Genomic DNA, 21908 nt, shown 5'->3' on the forward strand with positions numbered 1-21908 from the left:
TTCAACCAAGACAAAAAGGAAATGACTACTGTTAGCCTAGAACACAAATGCCCACGAGGGATCACACTCTGCATCGTCAACCGACTCAACAACCTTTAGATTTAAGCCAGTTGCCCAGTTTAACGGTGGCGGTGGAACAAGCGGATGTGGCAATCACCACGCAGCCGTCGTTCGATTTAGTCGTTATCGGCGGTGGCATCACTGGCGCAGGGATCGCACGCGAAGCGGCACGACGGCGCTGGCGCACACTGCTGCTGGAGCAGCGCGACTTTGCCGGTGGCACCTCTAACTTGTCCTCGAAGATGATCCATGGTGGCTTGCGTTATTTAGCCCAAGGGCAATGGCAATTAACCCAACAGGCGGCACAAGCCCGAGAAGCGTTACGCCAGCGCTGGCCAGATCTGATCTGTGACATGCCCTACCTGTACCCCTACCGCAACCGCTGGCAACAACTGCAGCTCGTCGTTGGTTTATGGCTTTACCACTGGCTCGCCAAAGCGAGCGAACAGCATCGACCGCAACAATTTGATCGTCGCCAACTGCAGCGCCTATTGCCCTTAGCCCTGCCCCAGTCATTGGGGGCCAACCGCTATTTCGACGCGCTTTGCGACGATGCCGCGCTGGTGCTGCGCACCTTGCAAGAAGCCGTCAGTCATGGGGCGCTACTTAAACACTACTGCGCCGTTAGCGCCATTGAACAGCAACCCAGTCGTTGCCAGTTAACCCTCGCTAATGGCGGCCAAATCAGCACCAAGGTGGTGGTCAATGCCACCGGAGTTTGGGGCGACCAACTGACGTCGCTGCCACAACAGCAGCGGTTGCGGCCGCAGCGAGGCTCACATCTGCTCTTGCCCCATCAAGCGCTACCGATCAACTGCGCGCTGACCTTGCACCACCCGCACGACAATCGCGTGGTGTTTGCCTATCCGTGGTTGGGTTGTACCGTGCTTGGCACCACGGATCTTGAACACCTACAAGACAAGACTCAGCCCTGCCGGATCAGCGCCGCAGAGCAGCGCTACCTGTTGGCGCTCCTGCCCCACTTGGGCTTACCAAAACCCACAACCATCATCGCCAGTTGGTCAGGGCTGCGGCCGATCATTTGCGATGATGCCGAACAAGCGCCATCGGCAGCCAGCCGCGAGCATCTGGTGTGGCAACAGCAGCGGTTGATCTCGGTCTCCGGCGGCAAACTGACCACCTTTGCTCAGATGGCTAACGACACACTGACGCGGGCCAGTCAGTTTCTGCCAAAGCTTAAGCCGCAGACCGATACGCCACTGCAAGCTACCATCGATAGCAATCCACAATATCTGTTTAATACTCAAGTCAGTACCCAGCAATTGACCTTTTGGTGTCAACATGGCGCTGTCGTACACCTTAGTGATCTGCTGGTTAGGCGTACTCGGTTGGGTTGGCTATTGGGCGCTGATCTGAAGCAACATCAAGCGCAGATCCAGCGTCTGTGCCAACCGCTGCTGCCGTGGGACGATCAGCAATGGCAGCAGCAATGGCAAGATTACTGGCAGGAGTTTACTCAACAATACGCCGCCCACCCAATTGAGTTATGAACTGCGTACTGGCAAGGTAAACCTCATCGACTTTAGCGCCACTTCGAGGATTGACCCGCCGTGCCCGATGCCACCACACTGATGCTTGCCCCGCTGCTTATCACTCAAGGTAAATGGTTACGTTGGCGCTTACCCAAGCTGGCTGAGGCCAGCGGTAAGCGTTATGGCCACTGTGGCAACGGCAAGCCGCTATCGATACTGGTGTTTGGCGACAGCGCCGCCGCAGGTGTTGGGGTCGAGCAGCAGTCACAGGCATTGACCGGGCAGCTGCTGGCCAAGTTACAACGGCACTATCAAATTGACTGGCAATTGGTGGCGCAAAGCGGCCTAAAAACCGCCGAGTCGCTGACATTTATCGAGCAAGTTAACGCCAAACAAGTTGATGTGGTGGTGATCTCGCTCGGGGTGAATGACGCCAAATCAACCGGTTCGCCACAGCAGTGGCTTGCTGAACTGGAAAAAGTAGTGGCGGCACTGAACGCCAAAGTGAATCCGAAGCTGGTGCTGATCGCCAAAGTGCCACCGATGGGGTTATTCCCCCGCTTTCCGCAGCCGCTGCGCTGGTGGTTGGGCTGGCGCTCCGATCTGTTTAATCAGCAATTGCAGCAGTGGGCCCAGCAGCAGTCACGGATCCAACTGACAGAGATCCCCGCCGACGGCGCCGATCTCGCCATCGACGGCCTTCACCCCGGTGCCAATACCTATCGATTGTGGGCGCAACAAGCGACCGAACAGATCGTCCAGTCGCTCCCCCCGTGCTAAGTTCGCCGACGGACGAATCCTGTTAGCCGTGAAGCGGCAGTTTGGTCGGGTAATTGCCGCTAATATCCGCAATGGCGTTGGCCACCGCCGGGGCGATCACCGCCGTTGCTGGCTCGCCAACCCCCGTTGGCGGCTCGGCTGAGGCTACAACCTCCACTTCCACCTCTGGCATGTCGCGGATCCGCGCCACTTTGTAGTTGTGGAAATTAGACTCCTTGATGGCGCCGTTTTTGACCGTGAGCTGACTGTGTAGTGCCATCGCCAAACCAAAGGCCATGCCGCCCTGCATCTGCGCCACCACCACGTCGGGATTGACCGCTAGGCCACAATCAACACAAATGTAGGCCTTGGTCACTTTGACCTTATTACCATCCATTTTCACTTTCACTGCGACCGCTACATAGCTTTCAAAAGAGAAATGCACCGCCAAGCCGATCCCTTCACCCTCCGCTTTCGGCTTGCCATAACCAATGCCAGCAGCAGCTCGCTTCAGTACGTTGATATCACGGGGGTTTTGCAGTAAATCCAATCGATACTGAAGTGGGTCTTTACCTGCGGATCGCGCCGCTTTGTCGATCATTACCTCTTTAACGTAGCCGTTATGAGAATGACCAACCGAACGCCACCACTGCACTGGGATTTGGGTGTTATGCAGGGTATTGAAGATCCCAAGATTAGCCACCTTGTATGGCAAGCCAATCGCCCCTTCAACACTGGTGTGGTCAACGCCGTTTTTTAGCATCATCGGCTCAAACAGTGTGCCCTTAATCACCGATGGCCCCGCAATATGGTGCTGCCAGGCGATTAAATCACCCTGTTTATCAAGCCCGACCTTGATGCGCTGCACACTGCAAGGGCGATACCAGCCGGCGCGCATGTCATCCTCACGAGCCCAAACCATTTTGATTTTTTGCTTTGGCATGGTGGCAGCGATCTGCGCCGCCTCGACAATGTAATCGCTGCCTGGGCAACCACGACGGCCAAAGCTGCCACCGGCGATTAAGGTGTGTATTTTGATGTTCTCGGGGTTTATTCCTAAGGCTTTCGCCACGAGCGTTTGGTCAATGGTTGGCAGTTGCGCACCGGTCCAAAGCTCGCATGCGCCATCACTGACCTCGGCCACGCAATTCATCGGTTCCATGGTGGCATGCGCCAGCAGTGGAAATTGAAACTCCTCTTCAATAACCGTGGCCGCATTAGCAAAGCCAGCGGCCAGATCGCCACGCTCTTGCGCCACCGCACCTTGGCCTTTAGCAAGCTCTGACAATTCCGCCATCATTTGCTCATTGGAAAAGCTGGCAGCGCCGCGTTCATCCCACTGAGCCTTTACTTTTTTACGGGCACTGTGGGCCAGCCAATAATTGTCGGCGATCACCGCAATCCCTTGGCCAGCAGCGACGACTTTATGGACGCCCGGCATCGCCTCGGCCGCGGCGGCATCAAACGAGCTCAGTTTGGCGCCAAACCGTGGTGGGTGGATCACCACCGCAGTAAGCATGCCGTCAAAATGCAGATCTTGAGTAAACTTGGCTTTGCCATCCAATTTGCCATGATCCAGTCGCTCAACCTTTTGGCCGATATAGCGAAACTGCTGCGGATTTTTTAAGGCGAAATCCGCCGGCTGTGGCACTGGTTGCTGGGCAGCGGCCGCCGCCAACTCACCGTAACTGGCGCGCACGCCGGCGCCGACTACCATACCGTTATCGGTGCTTAAACTGGCTTTATCGACTCCCCATTTCGCCGCGGCCGCCGCCAGTAACATCTGCCGCATTGACGCACCAACAGCGCGCATCTGCAGATAGGAATTGGATAAGCCAGTACTGCCGCCGGTGCCTTGCACACCACCCCATTGGGTATGGCTATAAACGACCGCATTGGGCGCTTCAACCACGGTTACATCTGCCAACGGCACATCGAGTTCTTCGGCCACCAACACTCCCATCGCCGTGTAAGCCCCTTGGCCCATCTCTAAGTGCTTACAAACCACTTCAACGCTGCCGTCGCTGCTCAACTTAACAAAAGCATTGGTATCCAACAGTGGCGTTGCGGCGGCTGGCGCAGTCGCTTCTGATGCCAACGACAGTGGCACCGCCAACATTAGCGCGCCGCTGCCCCCAGCCAGCTTTAAGAACTGCCGACGATCGACCTGATTCAAATCATGCATTGCCCTTATCTCCCTGCAGATTGCTGGCCGCCAGCTTGATGCCATCGCGGATCCGCTGATAAGTGCCACAGCGGCAGATAACCCCATTCATCGCTTTATCAATGTCGCTGTCGTTAGGGCTACTGTTACTGGCCAACAGTGCCGAAGCCGCCATGATCTGCCCCGGTTGACAGTAACCACATTGATGCACATTAAGTTCGCGCCAGGCTTGTTGCAGTGCCGCCGTTTGTTCGCTGGGTTGATCCGCTTCGATGGTGCTGATCTCTTTACCAACAACTTGCGACGCTTTACGAGTACAACTGCGCACCGCTTTGCCATCCACTAGCACGGTGCAGGCACCACATTGCGCCATGCCACAGCCATATTTGGTGCCGGTTAAATTGAGGTAGTCCCGCAGCGCCCACAACAACGGAATGTCATCCGGCGCCTCCAGCTTGTGTAATTTACCGTTAACCTTAAGTGATAGCTCCATGATGCGTTCCCTATTCGGTTGAGTGGGTTTGCTTAGATGATTGTCGCTGTTGCAGATAGCGGTGCAGATCGCTGGGGGTATCGATGTCGATGGCCGCATTGGGATTGGCCAACCGCTGCTGTATTGGTAGCGATTGCAACATCGCCTGAGCGCCGCGATCACCGGCTAAGCCCTTAAGCGCTTGCAGTTGCTCACCACAAATCAGCGCTGGCACGCCAACAACGTCGTCATAACTGCTTGCTACCGAAGCCCCTAGTTGTTGATGTCGGGCCACTAACTGCTGATGATCACTAGTGGTCAATGCCACTTGATCCGCCAGAGACAACAGCACGCGGGTATACCCCATCGTGGTTAGCCTGCTTATCGCTTCCGATATAGTGTAGCCAAGACCTTGATAAGCGGTTTTACAGTTAAGTTGGTGAGCAGAAGGTAACCATGGCAACGGTGCCGTGCCGGCCTGCCGGGCGACAAATATTGGCGCGTCGCAACTGGCTGATAACACTTGGTAGCTATGCTGCAGCAGGGTTTGTCCATCGATCTGCTGATTAAGCTTATCGGCGCCAAAACGACGGCTATGACCTGCCGCAAGTAGCAGCAGCGCTAGCGGCTCATTCATTTAAAACCGCAGATAACGACTGGCCGTTGCCGCCAAACAACTTGGCATGACATTCGGCGATGATCGAAAGCGCCACCGATTCTGGTAGTTCCCCGCCAAGGCTCAAGCCTGCGGGTCCGGCCAGCCAAGGCGCTGTTGTTACCCCGGCTTGCTGCAGAACCTGATCGCGCCGATGGCTCGGTCCAAGTAAGGCACCATAGCGAGGGGGACGCACAGCCCACAACGCCGCCGCTTCGGCGTCCAATTCAATTTGATGATGCATGATCACCACCGCATCAATCTGATGTAACCATGAGGCTTCGGCGATATCAGCGGGGCGAGCTTTAACTAAACGGTGGGGTTTAACAAACTGATCGGGGCGACCATGAGAGGGGCGAGGATCCACCAGCGTCACCAACCAACCTAATTGAGTGGCGATGTGATACAGCGGCAACGCATCGACACCGGCGCCAAAGATTGCTAGTTGCGGTGGTGGCGATACTGGAATGGTCAACCAATCACCACGGCAATCAAGCTGAGCCTTAGTCGAATCACATGGCTGCGATAAGACCGTCAATTCGGCTTGCGGGTTATCCCCTAAACGCAAACGCAAATAGCAGTGATGGCCATCCTGAAGTGCCGCCATGAGTGCTGGCAACGCCAGCTGTTGATTCGCTGTAGTCAGTGGTGCCAGTTGCACCGACACCACTCCGCCGCAGCCAATCCCCAGCTGATAGGTGACATCATCTTCGTCTTGGCTGTCATACACCACCTGTTGCGGCTTGCCACTGGCCAACACCTGCATGGCTCGGCGCTGTAGATCGCTTTCAAGACAACCGCCACTGAGCAGGCCAAGCTGTTTGCCGCAGTCGCTGAACAGCATCAGCGCTCCCGCTTTACGGTAGGCACTGCCTTGAGTGTGGTAAACCCAGCCGAGCACCCACTGCTGGGTTGGTAACTGCTGCCACTGCTGTAACAGCTGTAACGGTTGATGGCTCATGGCGTTGTCCAATTACGGTTTGAATACCTAAAGATGGGACAACCCAGTCAAAATACCAAATCGAATGTAGCACGCGAATGCTAGTTATTATGCTTAAAAATCAGTGATTAACTAATGCCTGCTATCGTTTAAAGCACAGAATTTTGGCGAAGGGGGCGATTACATAGTCGCATTGAGTTGACCACTTCAATCTACCGTCGGGAACTGCCACTTATGCGCCCAGCACGGTGCCAAGAATTACAACTTATGCTGCAATACCATCTGAATGAAGGCGCTTTTACGCTGCCGGTATTCGCTGGCACTCAGTTGTTGACACTGTTGCTTCAAACGATTGTATTGCGCCAACCATTGTGGATTGGCCCGCAGTCTATCGCGAAATAGTAGGAAGAATTCGAATTCAGAGCCATTAGCCACCAACTGCAATGCAACCGGCAATTCGATGTGTTCTAACATGCACAACTGCTGAGTCCGCAAAGTCTCAAGTTTCTCGGCAAAACCAAGCGCCGCTAACAGCGGCACAGCCTTATCGATCTCGCTCTGACTCAGGCCAATAAAGATATCGAGATCACCTTTGGATAATGCGCCAGGGATCGCCGATGAGCCAATGTGCTCGATTCTAGCCTGTGGCAATATCGCCGCTATCTGCCGCTTAAAGTGGCGAAACCAACGCAAGCATTGAGGCTGGTAATATTGCGGCGATAACAGTTCCATCACGCCTGCCGTGGCACAGTCAGCGTCAGTTTATCCGCCAACGAGAACGCCATGTGGTTGTCGTAGTAAGCCGCTTCATTAACAAAGGTCGGATACAGAGCTCGGGGCGAATCAAAGCAGGCAACGTTACCGTCGAAGTACTGAAATATCGGCTCGCCGGGATTTAAGGCGGTAAAATCACTGCCCTCTACCCGTTGATGCACCATCGCCAGCGGCTGGCCAGTACTATCCAGTGGCAAACGGTGATGTTCGACGCTGCTAAACACCTCAACGGTAGTAGGCAGCTCTGGTAACGCTCCAGCGTACTCTAACGAAGTAAACGCCAACACCAACTCGGTCAGCTCAGCCATCTGTTCTAGGATGTCGTGTCGCAGCACTGATTGTGGCTGCGGCCCAACCTCTACCATTACCCCACGCTTACCGACCGTGCACAGGTAACCCCACTGTTGATAACTGCGCTCTAGCTCCATCAGCACCACCGCTGTCGGCATCTTGATTGTTACAAATGCCGCCAACTGCCGCTCCCAATCACCGTCTTGCAGTAAAATTAGCGTCGGCCCCATGTTCGAGGTGGTGTTGTGCAGATCGATCACCAGATCGGTACTGCTGTCACCTTTAGGCCCCAGTTGCTGATTGATCGCTTTGGCTCGCTGGCCTTCGTAATGCACCAAGCTCGGATCGCTTAGCCGCGCTTCAACGAACTCACGGTTAAGATCCGCGTCGAGGTAACGGCGGTTGGCGGCATTAGCCTGAGGGTTAGCATACAAGGTTTGGATTGCCAGATTGGCATAGGGCCAATGCCGTTGCTGCCACTGCTGCACTAGCCGGATCCCCGAAAACTCATTGCCGTGGGTGCCACCGACAATCGCAACAGACAAACGATCAGCCATCAATTACTCCTTTAATCACAAATATCAACAACCGCTATTTATGCAACAATCAAAACTAATTAAGCAACACTAACGATCGTCGCCTTTATTGCCTGGTTAAGTTGTCGACAACATTGATCTTTTTTTCAAACATTACGTTACCCACAAAAACCGTGGCTAAGTTTGTGGATAACTTTGTAACCTCAGCCATAGCGCCATTTGCGCCACTGGTTAATTTTTACCCAGCAACAAAATTGCCGATCGATATGCATACAAAACAGCCACTTAAACAGTATTCATCGATCCGACTGAGATGCTATGTTGATGCTCTGCTGGCTGCAAGGATCTTTGATGCTGCATAATCATTTCGTTACTAGTCTGGCGGAGGTCACGCCACAACAGTGGAATTCGCTATTTGGCCAGCATGATCCCTTCTGCGACTATCGCTTTTTGCGAGCGCTGGAACAACACCACTGCGTCGGCGAGCACAGCGGTTGGCTACCGCAGTATTGGTTGCTGTTTGATGGCCAAAAGTTAATTGCCGCTGCCCCGCTGTACATTAAGCGGCACTCTTATGGCGAGTATCTGTTTGATTGGGGATGGGCCGAAGCCTACCAGCGTCATGGCTTGCGCTATTATCCAAAGTTGTTGGCCGCCATCCCATTTACCCCAGCCAGCGGTTGCCGTCTCGGCCATTTAGACGCCATTGAACTTGCCACTGTCACCGCCCAATTTACCGCGGCGGTCACAACACTGGCGCAGCAAATCGGAGCCAGCAATGCACAAGTGCTGTTTCCAACGACAGCGCAATGTCAGCAACTTGCCGATCAAGGCTGGCTGACAAGGCGCGATCTGCAGTTTCATTGGCTAAATCGTGGCTACGCCGACTTCAATGACTTTTTGGCCAGCATGACCGCGCGCAAACGCAAAAGCATCAGCAAAGAGCGGCGCCGCCTAAGCGAACTACCGATTACCATCCGCTGCGTTGCCGGAGCGCAGATAAGCCCCGCCTTATGGCAGCAGTTTTATCGGTGTTATCAACAGACCTACGCCAAGCGCTCTGGCCATGGCGGTTATCTAAGTTTGGGGTTTTTCCAAGAACTCGGGCGAGTTATGCCAGAGCAACTGCTGCTGCAGGTTGCCTATTCGCAACACGCGGATCCGCAAGTGCTGGCCGCCGCGCTGTTTTTCAAATCCGACAGCACCCTTTATGGCCGCTACTGGGGCACCATGGTAGAGCTTGATGGCCTGCACTTTGAGCTGTGCTATTACCGTGGTATCGACTACTGCATCCGCCACGGCTTAAGCCGGTTTGAATCCGGTGCCCAAGGGCAACACAAGATCCCGCGTGGATTTGAACCGCAATACGTCTACGGCAATGCATTGCTGTTTGATTCCCCCTTTGCCGATGCCATCAGCGATTTTTGCCAGCAAGAGTGGCAACAGATGGCGCAGCACAAACAGCAATTGGCCGAACGTTTACCGTTCAAACACCAGTAGCCGGTTGTTGGCTGGCATCGGTATATCTTGCTGCAGGTGCAACTGCGCCTGCTGCGCCAACTCTGCTATCGCGGCGATATCGCGAATGCCCATGTGCGACGACTGTTGCCGCAGGTGGGCATCAAAAGCGGCATTCGATTCACTGCTAAAACGGCCATGATAGTTAAATGGGCCATACAAGCAGAAACGACCGCCAACGGTTAAACCACGGCCGACGCCCGCAAACATCAGCGCCACTTCTTCCCAGGCCATAATATGGGCGGTATTGGCACTAAAGGCGCCATCAAACTGGGCTAGTGGCCACTGTGACTGGTTAACATCAAGCTGGTAAGGGCCACGCAAATTAGCGCTTGGGGCAAATCGATGCCAATTCAAAATTCCTTGATGATTGGCGCTGATGTCGCTGCAATGCCACTGCAAATGAGGAAGGTTGGGGGCGAAATAAACACTGTGTTGGCCAGTACCAGAGCCTAACTCCAACACCAGTTTGGTCTCGGCAAACAACCACTTGAGCTCGGCTAAGATCGGCACCTTGTTGTTTTCACAGGCCTGAGAATAAGGCTGCGGCAGCGCAGTCGGGCTCGGTTCGCCGGCGGGATCGCTTAAGTTGATAGACATAAGAAGAGGCTAAGTTATTGTCAGTGTTGAGCAAATCCTAGCCGAAAAGGAGTCTCGTTAACACGATAAGCCACCATTAAAAAGGCGCCGATAACGGCGCCTTGTTGCAGTTCAGTCCACATCTGCGGTTGCAGCAACCAGGATCACTGGTTGTTGGCGGCGTAGCGCTCCAACGCCCACACCAAGCCAAAACCAAATACCATGCAAGCCAGCGCCAACAGGATCTGCGGCTGTTGCCCAGTAATTTCAGCAAACTGCCACGGCGAGAGCGCTTGCTCGGTCAACGGCACTTGTTGGCCGCTGGAGTTAATCCGAGTAGTCAGTACCTGCTTCCACGGCCACACCTTGTTAAGGGTACCGATCATCAAGCCACACAGGAACGATAAGGTGACGCCACGAAAGTGCTTCAACAGGTAGGACAGCACATGGCTAAAGCTCAACAGCCCCAACACTGCACCGGATAAAAACAGACCGATGATGGTTAGGTCTAACTCTTTTACCGCACCGATAATCGGCACATATAAGCCGAGCAACAACAAGATAAAACTGCCGCTGATCCCCGGAAGAATCATCGCACAGATAGCGATCATCCCACCCAGCACCACATTGACTGGGGTCGGATCCAGCGCTAACGGGTTGGCCGCCGTGATCAGATAGGCCAAGCCGATCCCTAGCACCGCCGCGGCGATATTGCTTGGCTTGGCACCACCAACCTCTTTGCCGATATGCACGATCGAGATCAGGATCAGGCCAAAGAAGAAACTCCACAGCGGGATCGGGTGAAATTCCAACAGGTAGGTAATTAGCCGCGCTAGTGACAAGAAGCTGGTGGCGATCCCCGCCAGCAAGGTAACTAAGAAAGTCCCGTTAATGTGCTGCCACACCGACAACAGTCCGTCACGACGCAGCATCCCAATCAGCGTCGGATTGATTCGCCGAATCGATTCCAACAACAGATCGTAAATGCCAGAGATAAAAGCGATGGTGCCGCCGGAAACGCCGGGGACTACGTCCGCTGCGCCCATAGCCATCCCTTTGAAAAATGTACGAAAATCTATAGCCATATGACAAAGTAGGTAGATAAAACTGCGGCGATTATACCGAGTCGATGTGAAAATTGGCGTGATAATTTGCAATCACCGAGCAAACTCAAGCGTGAGTCAGATCACATTCAGTTTGCGCTTGACGTGAATTGTTGCACAACTCTCCGAAGTGGTCATAAAAAGAGCAGACAAGCCTGTAGCGGCACCGTAATCTGTTGCCATTCGCCGCAGGCTGCAATCGTTAGGGGAACGACTGCAGCAGAACAAGCAAGACTAACCAAGCTCAGCGCTAGCATCGATAAGGCGTAGGGGAAAACCGCTTGCCGGTTTACGCTAAGTTGATGGCGCGATGATGGGTTAGTTCAACAACAGCGAATGCCTAGCTTGGCCATTACTCGTAATGAGTGATGGCCTTTTTCTTTTTTGGGGGTTATCCCATACCGGCAATAGTCAGTCGTTGCCGCACCGCTTCCAACCAGTTGAGCGCTGGGCTACGTTCAGCAAACATCTGCACTTGCTTATCGGGATAATTCAGCTGGTTAACCGACACCGCACTTTGCTGGGCGCTGATGGCGCTGTGCGACTTGGAATACACCGCCACAAATCGCTGCTGCGGCAAACTGCCTATCGATAACGCCGCACCAAAGCTGTAACTGTATTCGCGGTTGGCATCAACTAGGATGTCAAACGGAAACGGACAATGCTGCTGCCAAAACTGATCAAAGGCTTGGCAATCTTCCAAAGTTATCTCCGCCCCGTTATCGACCAACACTTCAAACAGATCCGGCTTAAGTTCCACTAATTGGCAACAAGCCACTCGATGAATTTTACCTGACACCACGCAATCCCTTGTGACTTTGAATGCTGCTTAAGTTATTGCACCGCAAAGCTTTAGACCAGCACCGTCGGCATCAAAAATTGTCGCCACCGCAACAACCAATCTGTTGCTTGGTTCAGTACAGCACGAATCACTGCTTATTAGTCAGCTAGCTAGGGCGTGTTGACGTTTGAAGTTCAGAATTTGGTCGAGGATAACGGCTGTCAATTGAGGATTGCGATTGAAGGCATAGTGGCTCTACGTCGAAATCGTATGACGAAGAGTGACGGCCGTTAGTCCGACCCTGCAAGGCGCCCATCGATGCCAACTGACCAAGCAAGTTCAATTTACTATTAAATTTGCTTATGAAAGGCGCAAAAATTTTCGGCAAAGGTCAACACGCCCTAAAAAAACAGAGCGTAAGCGGCGGCAAAACGCTCTGTTTCTCCGCAGGCTTTCAGGCCTAAGTAAGTCCCAAGCGTTGTGCCAGCCCAGAGGCACGCTCGGTTCTTTTGCCGATGGCATCGGCGACCAAATTGGGGTTGGCGATAACCAGGGTAAACCACAGCTTAGCGCGGGTAATGCCGGTGTAGATCAGCTCGCGGGTTAACACCGGATTGGGGCGATCCGGCAGCACCAGCGCGGTATGGCTAAATTCACTGCCTTGGGATTTGTGCACGGTCATCGCAAATACCGTCTCCACCTGTGACAAACGGCTTGGTAAAACCGCCTTTAAGCTGCCATCGGCCATGGGGAACACCACTCGCAGCTGGCCGCCCTCGGCGGCAATCGGCAGACAGATGCCAATATCGCCATTCATCAACTTTAAGCCGTAATCGTTACGCATCACCATCACCGGCCGACCGGCATACCAGCCGTGATCACTGCTGATTAATCCCTGCTTATACAGTAACGAGGCGATCCGCTGATTAAGGCCGCTAACCCCCCACTCGCCTTCCCGTACCGCGGCAAGCAGTTGGAACTGATTAAACGCGCTGAGCAACTGCCGCTGCCACTGACTTTCATCCTGCTGCTGACAACCTTGCTGCAACAACTCAAGGTAGTGACGATAACCCTGCGGCTGCTGACCATTGCGCTCGGATAATCCGTTCGCCCGACCATCCAACAGCAGCTGGGTTAGCGCCTGCTCGTTGACCTCGCCGTTGGCACTCGATTTAGCGACAATAAACGCCAGATCACCAGAGGATTGCTGCAACTGCTGACGCGCGCCGGCCACATCACCGGCGTTAACCGCCGCCGCCAATTGACCAATGCCAGAATCGGCGCCAAAGCGGTGTGACTTACGCAGCATCACCAGTTGCTGCTCCAGCGCGGTACCGGCACCGACATAGGCGGACAAGTCATAACCACTGGCGCGATAAACGAAGCCTTGAGTGTCAGCTTGGTAACGACCGGCTTGGGCGTGACGGCACAGATCCCCAAGTACAGCACCGGCTTCTACCGACGACAACTGGTCTTTATCCCCCAGCAAAATCAGCCGTGCTTGGGCGGGGACCGCCGCCAGTAGGCTCGCCATCATCTCCAAATCGACCATCGACGCTTCATCCACAATCAACACATCTAAGTGCAGTGGATTGGCGGCGTTGTGACGGAAAAAACGGCTGTCTGGACGAGCGCCTAACAAGCGATGCAAGGTCGCCACTTCAGCGGGGATCCGCGCGGCGATCTCCGCCGGGATCTCGGCCACCTGACCGGCCGCAATCGCCGCCAAGGTGGCCGCCAGCGATTCCGATAACCGCGCCGCCGCTTTACCGGTCGGTGCCGCCAATTGGATTCGTAAACCGGCGCTATCGACGCCCTGCTGCTCGACCGTTAGTGACTGCAACAACGCCAGCAGTCGCACTACGGTGGTGGTTTTGCCGGTACCAGGGCCGCCGGAGATCACACTTATCCCAGAGCGGGCCGCCAAGGCGGCGGCAACACTTTGCCAATGCACCTGCTGGCCGTTGAGTTCCGCTTCATCTTTGAGTGGGTCGAACAGTGCCGCCAGTCGCGCTGGCAGATCCTCTGGCAACGGGAAAGTCTGCTCAAGCCGCAGCGCCAGCGACTCGGCCACTTGCTGCTCATACTCAAAATAGCGCCGCAGATAGAGGCGGCCACCACTGAACACCAACGGTGCGCTACCTCGGTCACTGTCACCTTCGGCCACATCAATCACCGACGAGGCCGACAGCGCTTGGCTCGCGGCGGCAACGCTTACCCCGGCTAACCACTCACTGGGTAACGATTCGGCAAAAAATTCCCGCCCAGGCGGTGGTAATCCTAACAGCCAGTTCGGCTGAGTTAGGATAGCCGCGACATCCATACAGATGTGGCCACGCCCGGTCTGATGACTGGTGAGCGCGCACAACAGCAACACCAGCGGATTATGCTCGCCTTGCTGCTGCAGCAGTTGCACAAAAGCCAGATCGAGTTGCCGGATCCAACCTTGGCGCTGATAGTGTTCCAACGGTTGTAACTCGGAAGGTAAGCCTTTGGCAGCAAAACCAAAGCTTGGCACGGCCGGTAACGCTGACTGATTCATACTGCTGCCTCCGCGCCGCGAAAAAGTTGATCCATCTGTTCGATAAGCGCCTTGGACGGCGACACCGTCAGCGCCCCCTGCCCCAATTGTCCCGCTTGCAAACCACGCAAAAAGAGATACAGCCCGCCGCCAATATCGCGATCAAAGTCGTAGTCCGCCAGCCGCGATTTTAGCAACCGATGCAGCGCCAAAGTGTACAGCGCCGCCTGCAGATCGTAGCGGTGTTCAAGCATCGCCTGTTGCATCGCCTGTGGCTGATAGGCACTGGCATCCGCGCCAAGATAGTTGGATTTGTAATCGGCCACGTAGTAGCGACCATCAACATAGAAGGTCAAATCAATAAAGCCCTTTAACATGCCATTAAGCTGGATTGGGTTGAGGCTTGGACGCGGCAAATGGGGCCAGATGTGCTGGCGCACCAGCGCATCCAACTTACCGATATCGGCGTGATTAACCGCAAACCAAAACTCTAACTCCGGCAGCGCCAACGGCAGTTGCAACAAACTGGCATTCAACCCATTTAATGGCAGCGGCACCTGTAGCGCTTCGACAAACCACGGTGCCAGCAGCGATTCAAACCCGGCAAAGCCGTGACTTGGGCAATGCTGCGCTAAATACTCCTGCAACGCCTCGGCATCGATCTGAAAACGTTGCTCTTGGCAGGCCCATTCAAACAAGTCATGCAAAAAGGTACCCGCCGCCGCGCCTTTGGGAAACGCGTGGATGGTGCCGGGTTGTGGCTGCACAGGTTGTTCACTGCTAACCGCCGTCAGCATCATCTCCGCCAATTGATCGGCGCTGGCTTCAGTGGCATAGCGATCACTGCTGGACTCCACCTCTGCGGCGGGCTGGCTGTGACTCATGCCCGCCAGCAAGCCCGAATAGGAACTGACCCACCAACGGCCAAAGGGCTGGCGCTGATAGGGCTGCGGCGCTGGCAGCGGCGGCAGTTGGCCATCGCCGACATAGCGCACATTGCTTGGTTCGCTGGCAAAATGCAGTTGGGTGTGTGGCTGCTGGGCTAACTGCTCAAGCTTATTGACGATATCGGCGCTGTCGAGCGGCGCGCCATCCGCCAGCAGTTTGCCAAAGGCGTTCAGATGAACGTTAACCTTTTTGCCTTGGCCAATTTTCAGCGGCGCCAGCCCCAAATAACAGGCGTATTCAGCGCGGGTGATCGCCACGTACAGCAAGCGAATGTCCTCGGCCAACCGTTCCCGATCCGCCAGCGCCTTAGCCTCATCATCGGGATTAAAGCTGAGTTGGTTAGCGCCATCGGCGTCGCGGTAAAACAGTGCTGCGCCCGCCTTCGCTTGCCGAAAACTTAAGATAAACGGCAGGAACACCAGCTTGTACTGCAGCCCTTTGGATTTATGGATGGTGATCACTTTAACCAGCGCCGCGTCGGATTCTAAGCGCATCACTTGTTCATCAGAGCGCTCGCCCTGATCGCTGCACTGTTCGGTTAGGTAGCGCAGCAGCGCTAACTCGCCATCCAAACCGGCAGCGGCTGCTTGCAGCAGTTCGGCTAAGTGCAGCAAGTTGGTTAAGCGGCGCTCGCCCAAGTCTGGCTCATGCAGCAGTCGCTGCGCCACGTCAAAGCGCACCAGCAGTTGCCGCAGCATCGGCAAAATGCCCTGCTGCTGCCAGATCAGTTGCAGCGTTTTAAAGGTATCGAGCTGCTGTTCCCACGCCCGTTCATCGCGGCTAAGCAATTCCAGCTGCGAGAAATTCAGCCCCAAGGTGCGACAGGCCAGCGCAGCGCGCACCGCTCGGTCATCTTGCGGATAGACCGCCGCCGTTAACAGCAAGCGCAGATCCGCCGCTTCGTCACTTAAGTAAACCGACTCTTTATCGGACAGATACACCGAACGCACACCACGAGCGGCCAAGGCGCTGCGAATGGCGTTGGCTTCGGTAAAGTCACGTACCAACACCGCAATATCAGCGGCGCCAACCGGTTCGATATCATCGCCATTATTGATATCGACAAAGCCGCTTTGGCGCTGCTGCCCCTGATTTAGCATCAGGGTGATCCGCTCAGCCGCCTGTTCACTCATAAGCGCAAGGTATTCGGCTTTACTGATGGGATCGTCACTGGGCTGCCAGATAAAATGCATCGCCGCTTGCGCTTGGCCACACTGTTGCCACTGACGCCGTTTGCCGTTGGCAGCCACCGATTCAAACGGGATCCGCTGTTGGTACATAAAGGCACCATCGGGGTAACCTTGCGCTTGTTCAAACAAAGCGTTGGCGGCGGTTACCATCGCCGCGGTCGAACGGAAGTTTTTGCCCAAGGTGTAGTGATGACCAGCGGTATCGTCCCGCGCTTGCAGATAGGTGTAGATGTCGGCGCCACGAAAGGCGTAGATCGCCTGCTTAGGATCGCCAATCATCATCAGTCCAAGCTGCGACTGATTGAGATACAAACTGGAAAAGATGCCGTACTGAATCGGATCGGTATCCTGAAATTCATCGATCAACGCCACCGGAAATTGATGGCGAATTTTCGCCGCCAGTTGGCCATCGTCAGTCGCTAAGGCGCTGCCCAAATCGTTGATCAGATCGTCATGCCCAAGCAGCGCCAAACGCTGTTTCTCGGCAATGATCCGCTGATTAACCCAATCGGCCGCATGGCGCAGCAGTGTCTGTTTTAGATCCAGCTTTTCCAGTTCGATATTGAGATTTTCCAGCGCCGCAAACGCCGGCGATTCCAACGGCGCCGACCCTTTTTTGGCCGCATCAAGCATACCGCCAGTAGTGTAGCGAGTCGCCAGCGTGCCCTCTGGCAGTTCATCATCACTGCTAAGCCACGCTTCCAACTTATCTGGGTGGTTGGCACGCACCTTGTTGCCATTCAACTGCTTTTTGGCGATCGCTTCGGTCAACTGCGCTTTCAATTCTGGCCACAGGCTGCGCCAAATGGCTTTACAGCGTTCGATTTTTTCCGCTTTAGCCGCAGCCACTAACAACGGGTCATCACTGCCTTCAACTTTGCCCAGCAGCGGCCGCAGGGCCAGTTGCAGATCCCGTGGCTGCTGGTAAAACTTCGCCAGCGCCGCCACCGAATCGGCATCCGCTTGATAGAAATGGCTGCGCCAATAGTCGCGCACCGCCTCTTCTTCCAAGAAACTTAAGTCGGTTTCCAGCTCCAGATTGAACAAACTGCCAGAATCAAAGGCGTGTTCCCGCAGCATCCGCTGACACCAAGAATGGATGGTGTGCACCGCCGCTTGATCCATCGACTGGGCGGCCACCTCTAATAAACGGGCGCAGCGTGGGTGTTGCTCAATGGGGTAATCCGCCAGCAACTGGGTTAACACCTCGTCGTTGGGGTTACCGCTGCGAAACACCATCGCTGCCTCAACCAAGCGGGCGCGGATCCGGTCTTTTAGCTCCTCGGTGGCGGCTTTGGTAAAAGTCACCACCAAGATCTGCTCTGGCGTCAGCGCCCCCTGAGGATGACCAGCGTCGGCGCCGCCATGTCCCAGCACCAAGCGCAGATACAGCGCGGCAATGGTGTAAGTTTTACCGGTACCGGCCGAGGCCTCAATCAGGCGCGTACCGCCCAGCGGAAAGGTTAACGAATTAAGCGCGATTGCCATCAATCAGTCCTGCCACTGGGCAGCCTCCAGTAGCGGTTGGTAAAGTAATTTACAGTTGGATTCAAAGCCGTGTTCTAGCAATTGGCTAAAGCGCTGCCAGCAGCGGCTTTGGTAGGGGCTATAGCCAAGATCACCGGCTAGCCGATTATCGCCTTCAAAGGCATTGGTGGCCGCGCGCAGCGCTTTGTCGGCATCGTTTGATTTGGCCATCTCGGCCAACCACGCGATCCCGGCCGCCGGTGCCAGTGCCAGCGGCTGCGCCATACCATCCCGATAGCTTTGCAGCAGCTGAATTAAATAACCACGGGCATCGGCCGCCGCTAGCGGTTCAAAGCGCCAAATGCCATCGGCGGCCACAAGGAAACTGGTCACCTGTTGCTGCTCGGCCTGATATTGGCTGTTAGCCGCAACGTGCTGCAACCACAGCAAGCGTGCATCCAACGGTTTTTTCAAGCGCTGGCTATCGGCCAGTTTCTTCGGCAACACCAGCAGTTGATAGCAGTGCTGACCGTCAGTTAACAGCCCGGTCAACCAATCCTCAATTGCCAAATCGTTGTGGCTAAATTTAACCTCCCGCGCTGGCACCGGTTGCCAACTGCCAGCCAGTCGCAACGCCTGTTCAAAGGCGCTGAGCACCGGCGCGCTCAGCCCTTGGGTGGCTATCTTGGCAAAGCCACCGATTGGCAGTTGACCACGGCCTTGCCAACGGTCGAACTGGGCAGCCACGGTCTGCTCTAGGTTGGCATCATGGCTCTGCTCAGCCAATGCGCTGAACAGTTGTTGACGTAACAGATGATGCTCCAGCGCATCAAAGGCAAAGGGCTCAAGATCGTTAGCCAGTGCCGCCTCATCATCGAGCCAGATCCCCAGGCGGCGCCCTAAAAACAGCTTGGCGGGATCGCGCATTAATGCGGCTAAGTCCTGCAAATTCAGCGAACTTTGCGGCTGCCATGGCGGCAGTGGCTGCGGTTCGACCGGCGCCAACGGTTGATGGATCTGTTGCCACTCCAGCGCAAACGATTGCAGCCCGCTGCCATCAAAATAGCGGCGGCTAAATGGCTGCAACGGATGGCTTTGAGTAATGGCGCTGATGATGTCGGAGCCATCGGCGGCGCAGTAACCGGCGCGAATGTGATCCAGCAGTTGCCCCAGCAGCACCGATGGCGTGCGCTCGGCGTTGTCGCGAGCGTTGTGGCCGACGTAACTGAGGTACAGCCATTGCCGCGCCGCCAACAGCGCCTCTAAAAACAAGTAGCGATCGTCCTCGCGGCGGCTACGATCACCGGTGCGATACTGCGATGGAATGCGATTACCTGCGCCATCCAGTTGTCCCGCCATCGCCATCAGATCAAAATCCAGCGGCGGCCGTGAACGGGGATAATCTTCGTCGTTCATCCCCAGCAAACAGACTTGGGCAAATGGGATCGCCCGCATCGGCATCAAGGTGCAAAAGTTGACTCGACCAGCCAAGAATCGCTGCGACACCCCTTCGCCCTCAAACGGCGCTAAACAGACCTCTTTAAGTACAGTGATCGGCAACGCCTCGACCACGCCGGCGTCGCTACAGGCGATCTGCCACTGTGCCAAAGTCTCTTTTAGGGTGGTGAGGATACTGGCTTCGATATCATCTTGGGCACAGAACAAGGCATCTAAGGCATGGCCGAGCCCCTCTGCCCATTGCGCCGGATGCCAATGCTGGCTGTAGAAACGCCAGATCCCCTCAAGGGTATCAACCAGCGCCGCCAGTTTGCCCACCAGCGCCGCATCCAGACCGCCAATCTCTTCGCATGGTTCAATCCCATGCCAAACTTGGCCATCGCCAACAGCGTAGCCCAACAGCATCCGCTTAAGACCAAACGACCAGGTGTTTTGCTCTAGCGCCTCGGGCAGATTGAGGCTGTGACGCTGCTCGCCATGCAAGCCCCAACGGATCCCAGCCTGTTCAATCCAGCGTTGCAGCAGCGGCAGATCCGCCTCGGCAATCTCGAAGCGCGCCCGCAGCGCCGGTACCGCCAACAGATCCAGCAGCTCCGACACCGCAAAACGTGCCGAGCTAAGACCAAACAAGGTTTCCAGCGCCAGCAACATCACTTGATGGCCGCGCTGCGGCCGGTCGGCGATGGTAAACGGCAGATAGCGGCTGTCGCTCGGATCGAAACGGCCAAACACCGCTTCGATGTAGGGCGCGTATTGGCTAACATCGGGCATCATCACAATCACATCCGCCGGTTGCAGTTGCGGATTGTCGGCAAAGCGCTTGAGCAACTGATCGTGGAGGATCTCAACCTCGCGCTGACGCGAATGTGCCAGCACCAGTTGCAGCGAATCATCATCATCAGCGACGACGCTCGGCTCTGATGGCAGCGGCGCCAAATCGAAGATCCCGCGCTGCAGTTGGGTTAACAGGCTATCGCCCTCAGGCTCGGCGAATAGGTCAATCTGCTGGAAGTTGCCTTGGTACAACTCCGGCTGGTCGTATTCATACAGCATGCCGATATAATCGCGCCCCTGCTTGCCCCAAGCCGCCAACAACGGGTTTACGTGGTTGTGCTGCTGATCTTCATCAAGCACCTCCGGCAGACCGGCTTTGCGCTGGTGACGGGCGTTTTGCAGCTGGCGTTTAAGTAAGTCTTTGTCTTCAACAATGTCGCCCCAAAAGTGCTGACAGGGGTTGTTGATGCACAGCAGCACTTGGCAGTGCTCGGCCAGCGCCGCCAGCACTTCGATGCTTTGTTTTGGCAAAGCACTGATGCCAAACACCACCAACCGACGCGGCAGCCTGGCCGGAACTGCGCCCCTGGCCAAGGTATCGATAAAACGTTGGTGTAACTCAGCGCGGGAAGTCTCCCGCTCGGCGGCGGTCATATCCGCCAAGATGGCGCGCCACAACTGCGCTTGCCACAGCTGTTTCAGCGGCAGTGGGCTGCGCACCCCGTGACCAGAAACGATCACATCGTCGCCGGCCGCCCAGTGCTGCAACCAGTCGCCACGATAGACCTGATACTGGTCGTACAGATCCGCCAATTGTTCCGCCAACTGGTCGCGCTTACGGGTTGGCTGATCACCAGACAAAAATCGTTTCAGTGACTCAAAATCGGGACGGTCGACCAAACTTGGCAGCATCCGCAGCAACCGCCAACGCAGTTGTGGTTTATCGAATGGCGACTGCTTTGGCACCACCGCCTCGCCCAGCACGCATCGATAGAGTTGCCAGATAAACCGCGATGGCATCTGCATCTGCAAATTACAGGCGATGCCGTGGCCATCATCCGCCGCCAGCGCCAGTTTCAGCCACTGCGCCATGCCGTTACTCTGGACCAGAAAAATTTCTGGCTCTAAGGGCGCTAACGGATATTGTGCCAACCACTGCACCACCAACTCGCGCAGCTGTTCTATCTGATTCGAGTGAAGCATCATCAGACCATTGGTCAGCGGCGCTGCCGCTGGTGGAAGGAGTTGATTCGCCAAGATTTCGCCTTTGTTGTTTGGCCACAAGCAAGAACTGGATAATACCCAAAGCAGGCTGAATTTGTTGACCAAATTGGCCGCCCAATAGGCATCGGCCAGCGGCGCCAGCACAACCGCATATTTTGTGGCCAGCACCGCATAGTCGCAGTACATTAATGACACTGATTT

Annotated in this window: 15 protein-coding genes; 3 read left to right on the forward strand and 12 right to left on the reverse strand. The window is 55.4% G+C overall.

Features of this window, described 5'->3' with window-relative positions; all coding sequences use genetic code 11:
• The first annotated feature begins 47 nt into the window (after nt 1-47).
• Complete coding sequence (locus G506_RS0103155; RefSeq protein WP_084631115.1) at nt 48-1571, forward strand: glycerol-3-phosphate dehydrogenase/oxidase; 1524 nt, start codon at nt 48-50, stop codon at nt 1569-1571.
• Nucleotides 1572-1631: 60 nt separating this feature from the next.
• The gene (locus G506_RS0103160) at nt 1632-2333 is read left to right on the forward strand and encodes an SGNH/GDSL hydrolase family protein (protein ID WP_028115612.1); all 702 of its coding nucleotides are present in this window, start codon (nt 1632-1634) and stop codon (nt 2331-2333) included.
• A gap of 22 nt (nt 2334-2355) precedes the next feature.
• Here G506_RS0103160 and G506_RS0103165 read toward each other — a convergent pair whose 3' ends face one another.
• The 6 genes from G506_RS0103165 to G506_RS0103190 form a co-directional block, all read right to left on the reverse strand.
• Entirely contained in the window at nt 2356-4497 is a 2142-nt protein-coding gene (locus G506_RS0103165; protein WP_035386906.1) for a xanthine dehydrogenase family protein molybdopterin-binding subunit, read from the reverse strand.
• Nucleotides 4490-4969, reverse strand: a complete 480-nt coding sequence (locus tag G506_RS0103170) for a (2Fe-2S)-binding protein (protein WP_028115614.1) — start codon at nt 4967-4969, stop codon at nt 4490-4492. The genes G506_RS0103165 and G506_RS0103170 overlap by 8 nt, the downstream gene beginning before the upstream one ends.
• Before the next feature lie 10 nt (nt 4970-4979).
• Nucleotides 4980-5585: a nucleotidyltransferase family protein gene (locus G506_RS0103175; RefSeq protein WP_028115615.1), complete on the reverse strand. Its 606-nt coding sequence runs from the start codon at nt 5583-5585 to the stop codon at nt 4980-4982.
• On the reverse strand, nt 5578-6564 hold the full coding sequence (locus G506_RS0103180) for an XdhC family protein (protein ID WP_028115616.1): 987 nt from the start codon (nt 6562-6564) through the stop codon (nt 5578-5580). The genes G506_RS0103175 and G506_RS0103180 overlap by 8 nt, the downstream gene beginning before the upstream one ends.
• A gap of 237 nt (nt 6565-6801) precedes the next feature.
• On the reverse strand, nt 6802-7275 hold the full coding sequence (locus G506_RS0103185; protein ID WP_028115617.1) for a GrpB family protein: 474 nt from the start codon (nt 7273-7275) through the stop codon (nt 6802-6804).
• Nucleotides 7275-8165 carry an aspartoacylase gene (locus tag G506_RS0103190; protein WP_028115618.1) on the reverse strand — a complete coding sequence of 297 codons (891 nt, stop codon included), beginning with the start codon at nt 8163-8165 and terminating at the stop codon, nt 7275-7277. Before G506_RS0103190 ends, G506_RS0103185 begins: the two co-directional genes overlap by 1 nt.
• A gap of 330 nt (nt 8166-8495) precedes the next feature.
• Between G506_RS0103190 and G506_RS0103195 the strand changes: the two genes are divergently transcribed.
• Nucleotides 8496-9644 carry a GNAT family N-acetyltransferase gene (locus G506_RS0103195; RefSeq protein ID WP_028115619.1) on the forward strand — a complete coding sequence of 383 codons (1149 nt, stop codon included), beginning with the start codon at nt 8496-8498 and terminating at the stop codon, nt 9642-9644.
• Here G506_RS0103195 and G506_RS0103200 read toward each other — a convergent pair.
• From G506_RS0103200 to recC, 6 genes are all read right to left on the reverse strand, one after another.
• Nucleotides 9624-10214, reverse strand: a complete 591-nt coding sequence (locus G506_RS0103200; protein ID WP_028115620.1) for a DUF938 domain-containing protein — start codon at nt 10212-10214, stop codon at nt 9624-9626. The two genes, G506_RS0103195 and G506_RS0103200, sit on opposite strands and share 21 nt — an antisense overlap.
• Before the next feature lie 191 nt (nt 10215-10405).
• Nucleotides 10406-11326 carry a polyprenyl-phosphate transporter gene (locus G506_RS0103210; RefSeq protein ID WP_205619457.1) on the reverse strand — a complete coding sequence of 307 codons (921 nt, stop codon included), beginning with the start codon at nt 11324-11326 and terminating at the stop codon, nt 10406-10408.
• Nucleotides 11327-11735: 409 nt separating this feature from the next.
• On the reverse strand, nt 11736-12143 hold the full coding sequence (locus tag G506_RS0103215; protein WP_156904766.1) for a hypothetical protein: 408 nt from the start codon (nt 12141-12143) through the stop codon (nt 11736-11738).
• Nucleotides 12144-12585: 442 nt separating this feature from the next.
• Nucleotides 12586-14667, reverse strand: a complete 2082-nt coding sequence (gene recD, locus G506_RS18605; RefSeq protein ID WP_084631117.1) for an exodeoxyribonuclease V subunit alpha — start codon at nt 14665-14667, stop codon at nt 12586-12588.
• Complete coding sequence (recB, locus tag G506_RS0103235) at nt 14664-18272, reverse strand: exodeoxyribonuclease V subunit beta (protein WP_028115623.1); 3609 nt, start codon at nt 18270-18272, stop codon at nt 14664-14666. Before recB ends, recD begins: the two co-directional genes overlap by 4 nt.
• 3 nt (nt 18273-18275) lie before the next feature.
• Complete coding sequence (recC, locus tag G506_RS0103240) at nt 18276-21893, reverse strand: exodeoxyribonuclease V subunit gamma (protein WP_240473379.1); 3618 nt, start codon at nt 21891-21893, stop codon at nt 18276-18278.
• Between the last annotated feature and the right edge of the window lie 15 nt (nt 21894-21908).

The sequence above is a fragment of the Ferrimonas senticii DSM 18821 genome, assembly GCF_000422665.1.
GTDB lineage: Bacteria > Pseudomonadota > Gammaproteobacteria > Enterobacterales > Shewanellaceae > Ferrimonas > Ferrimonas senticii.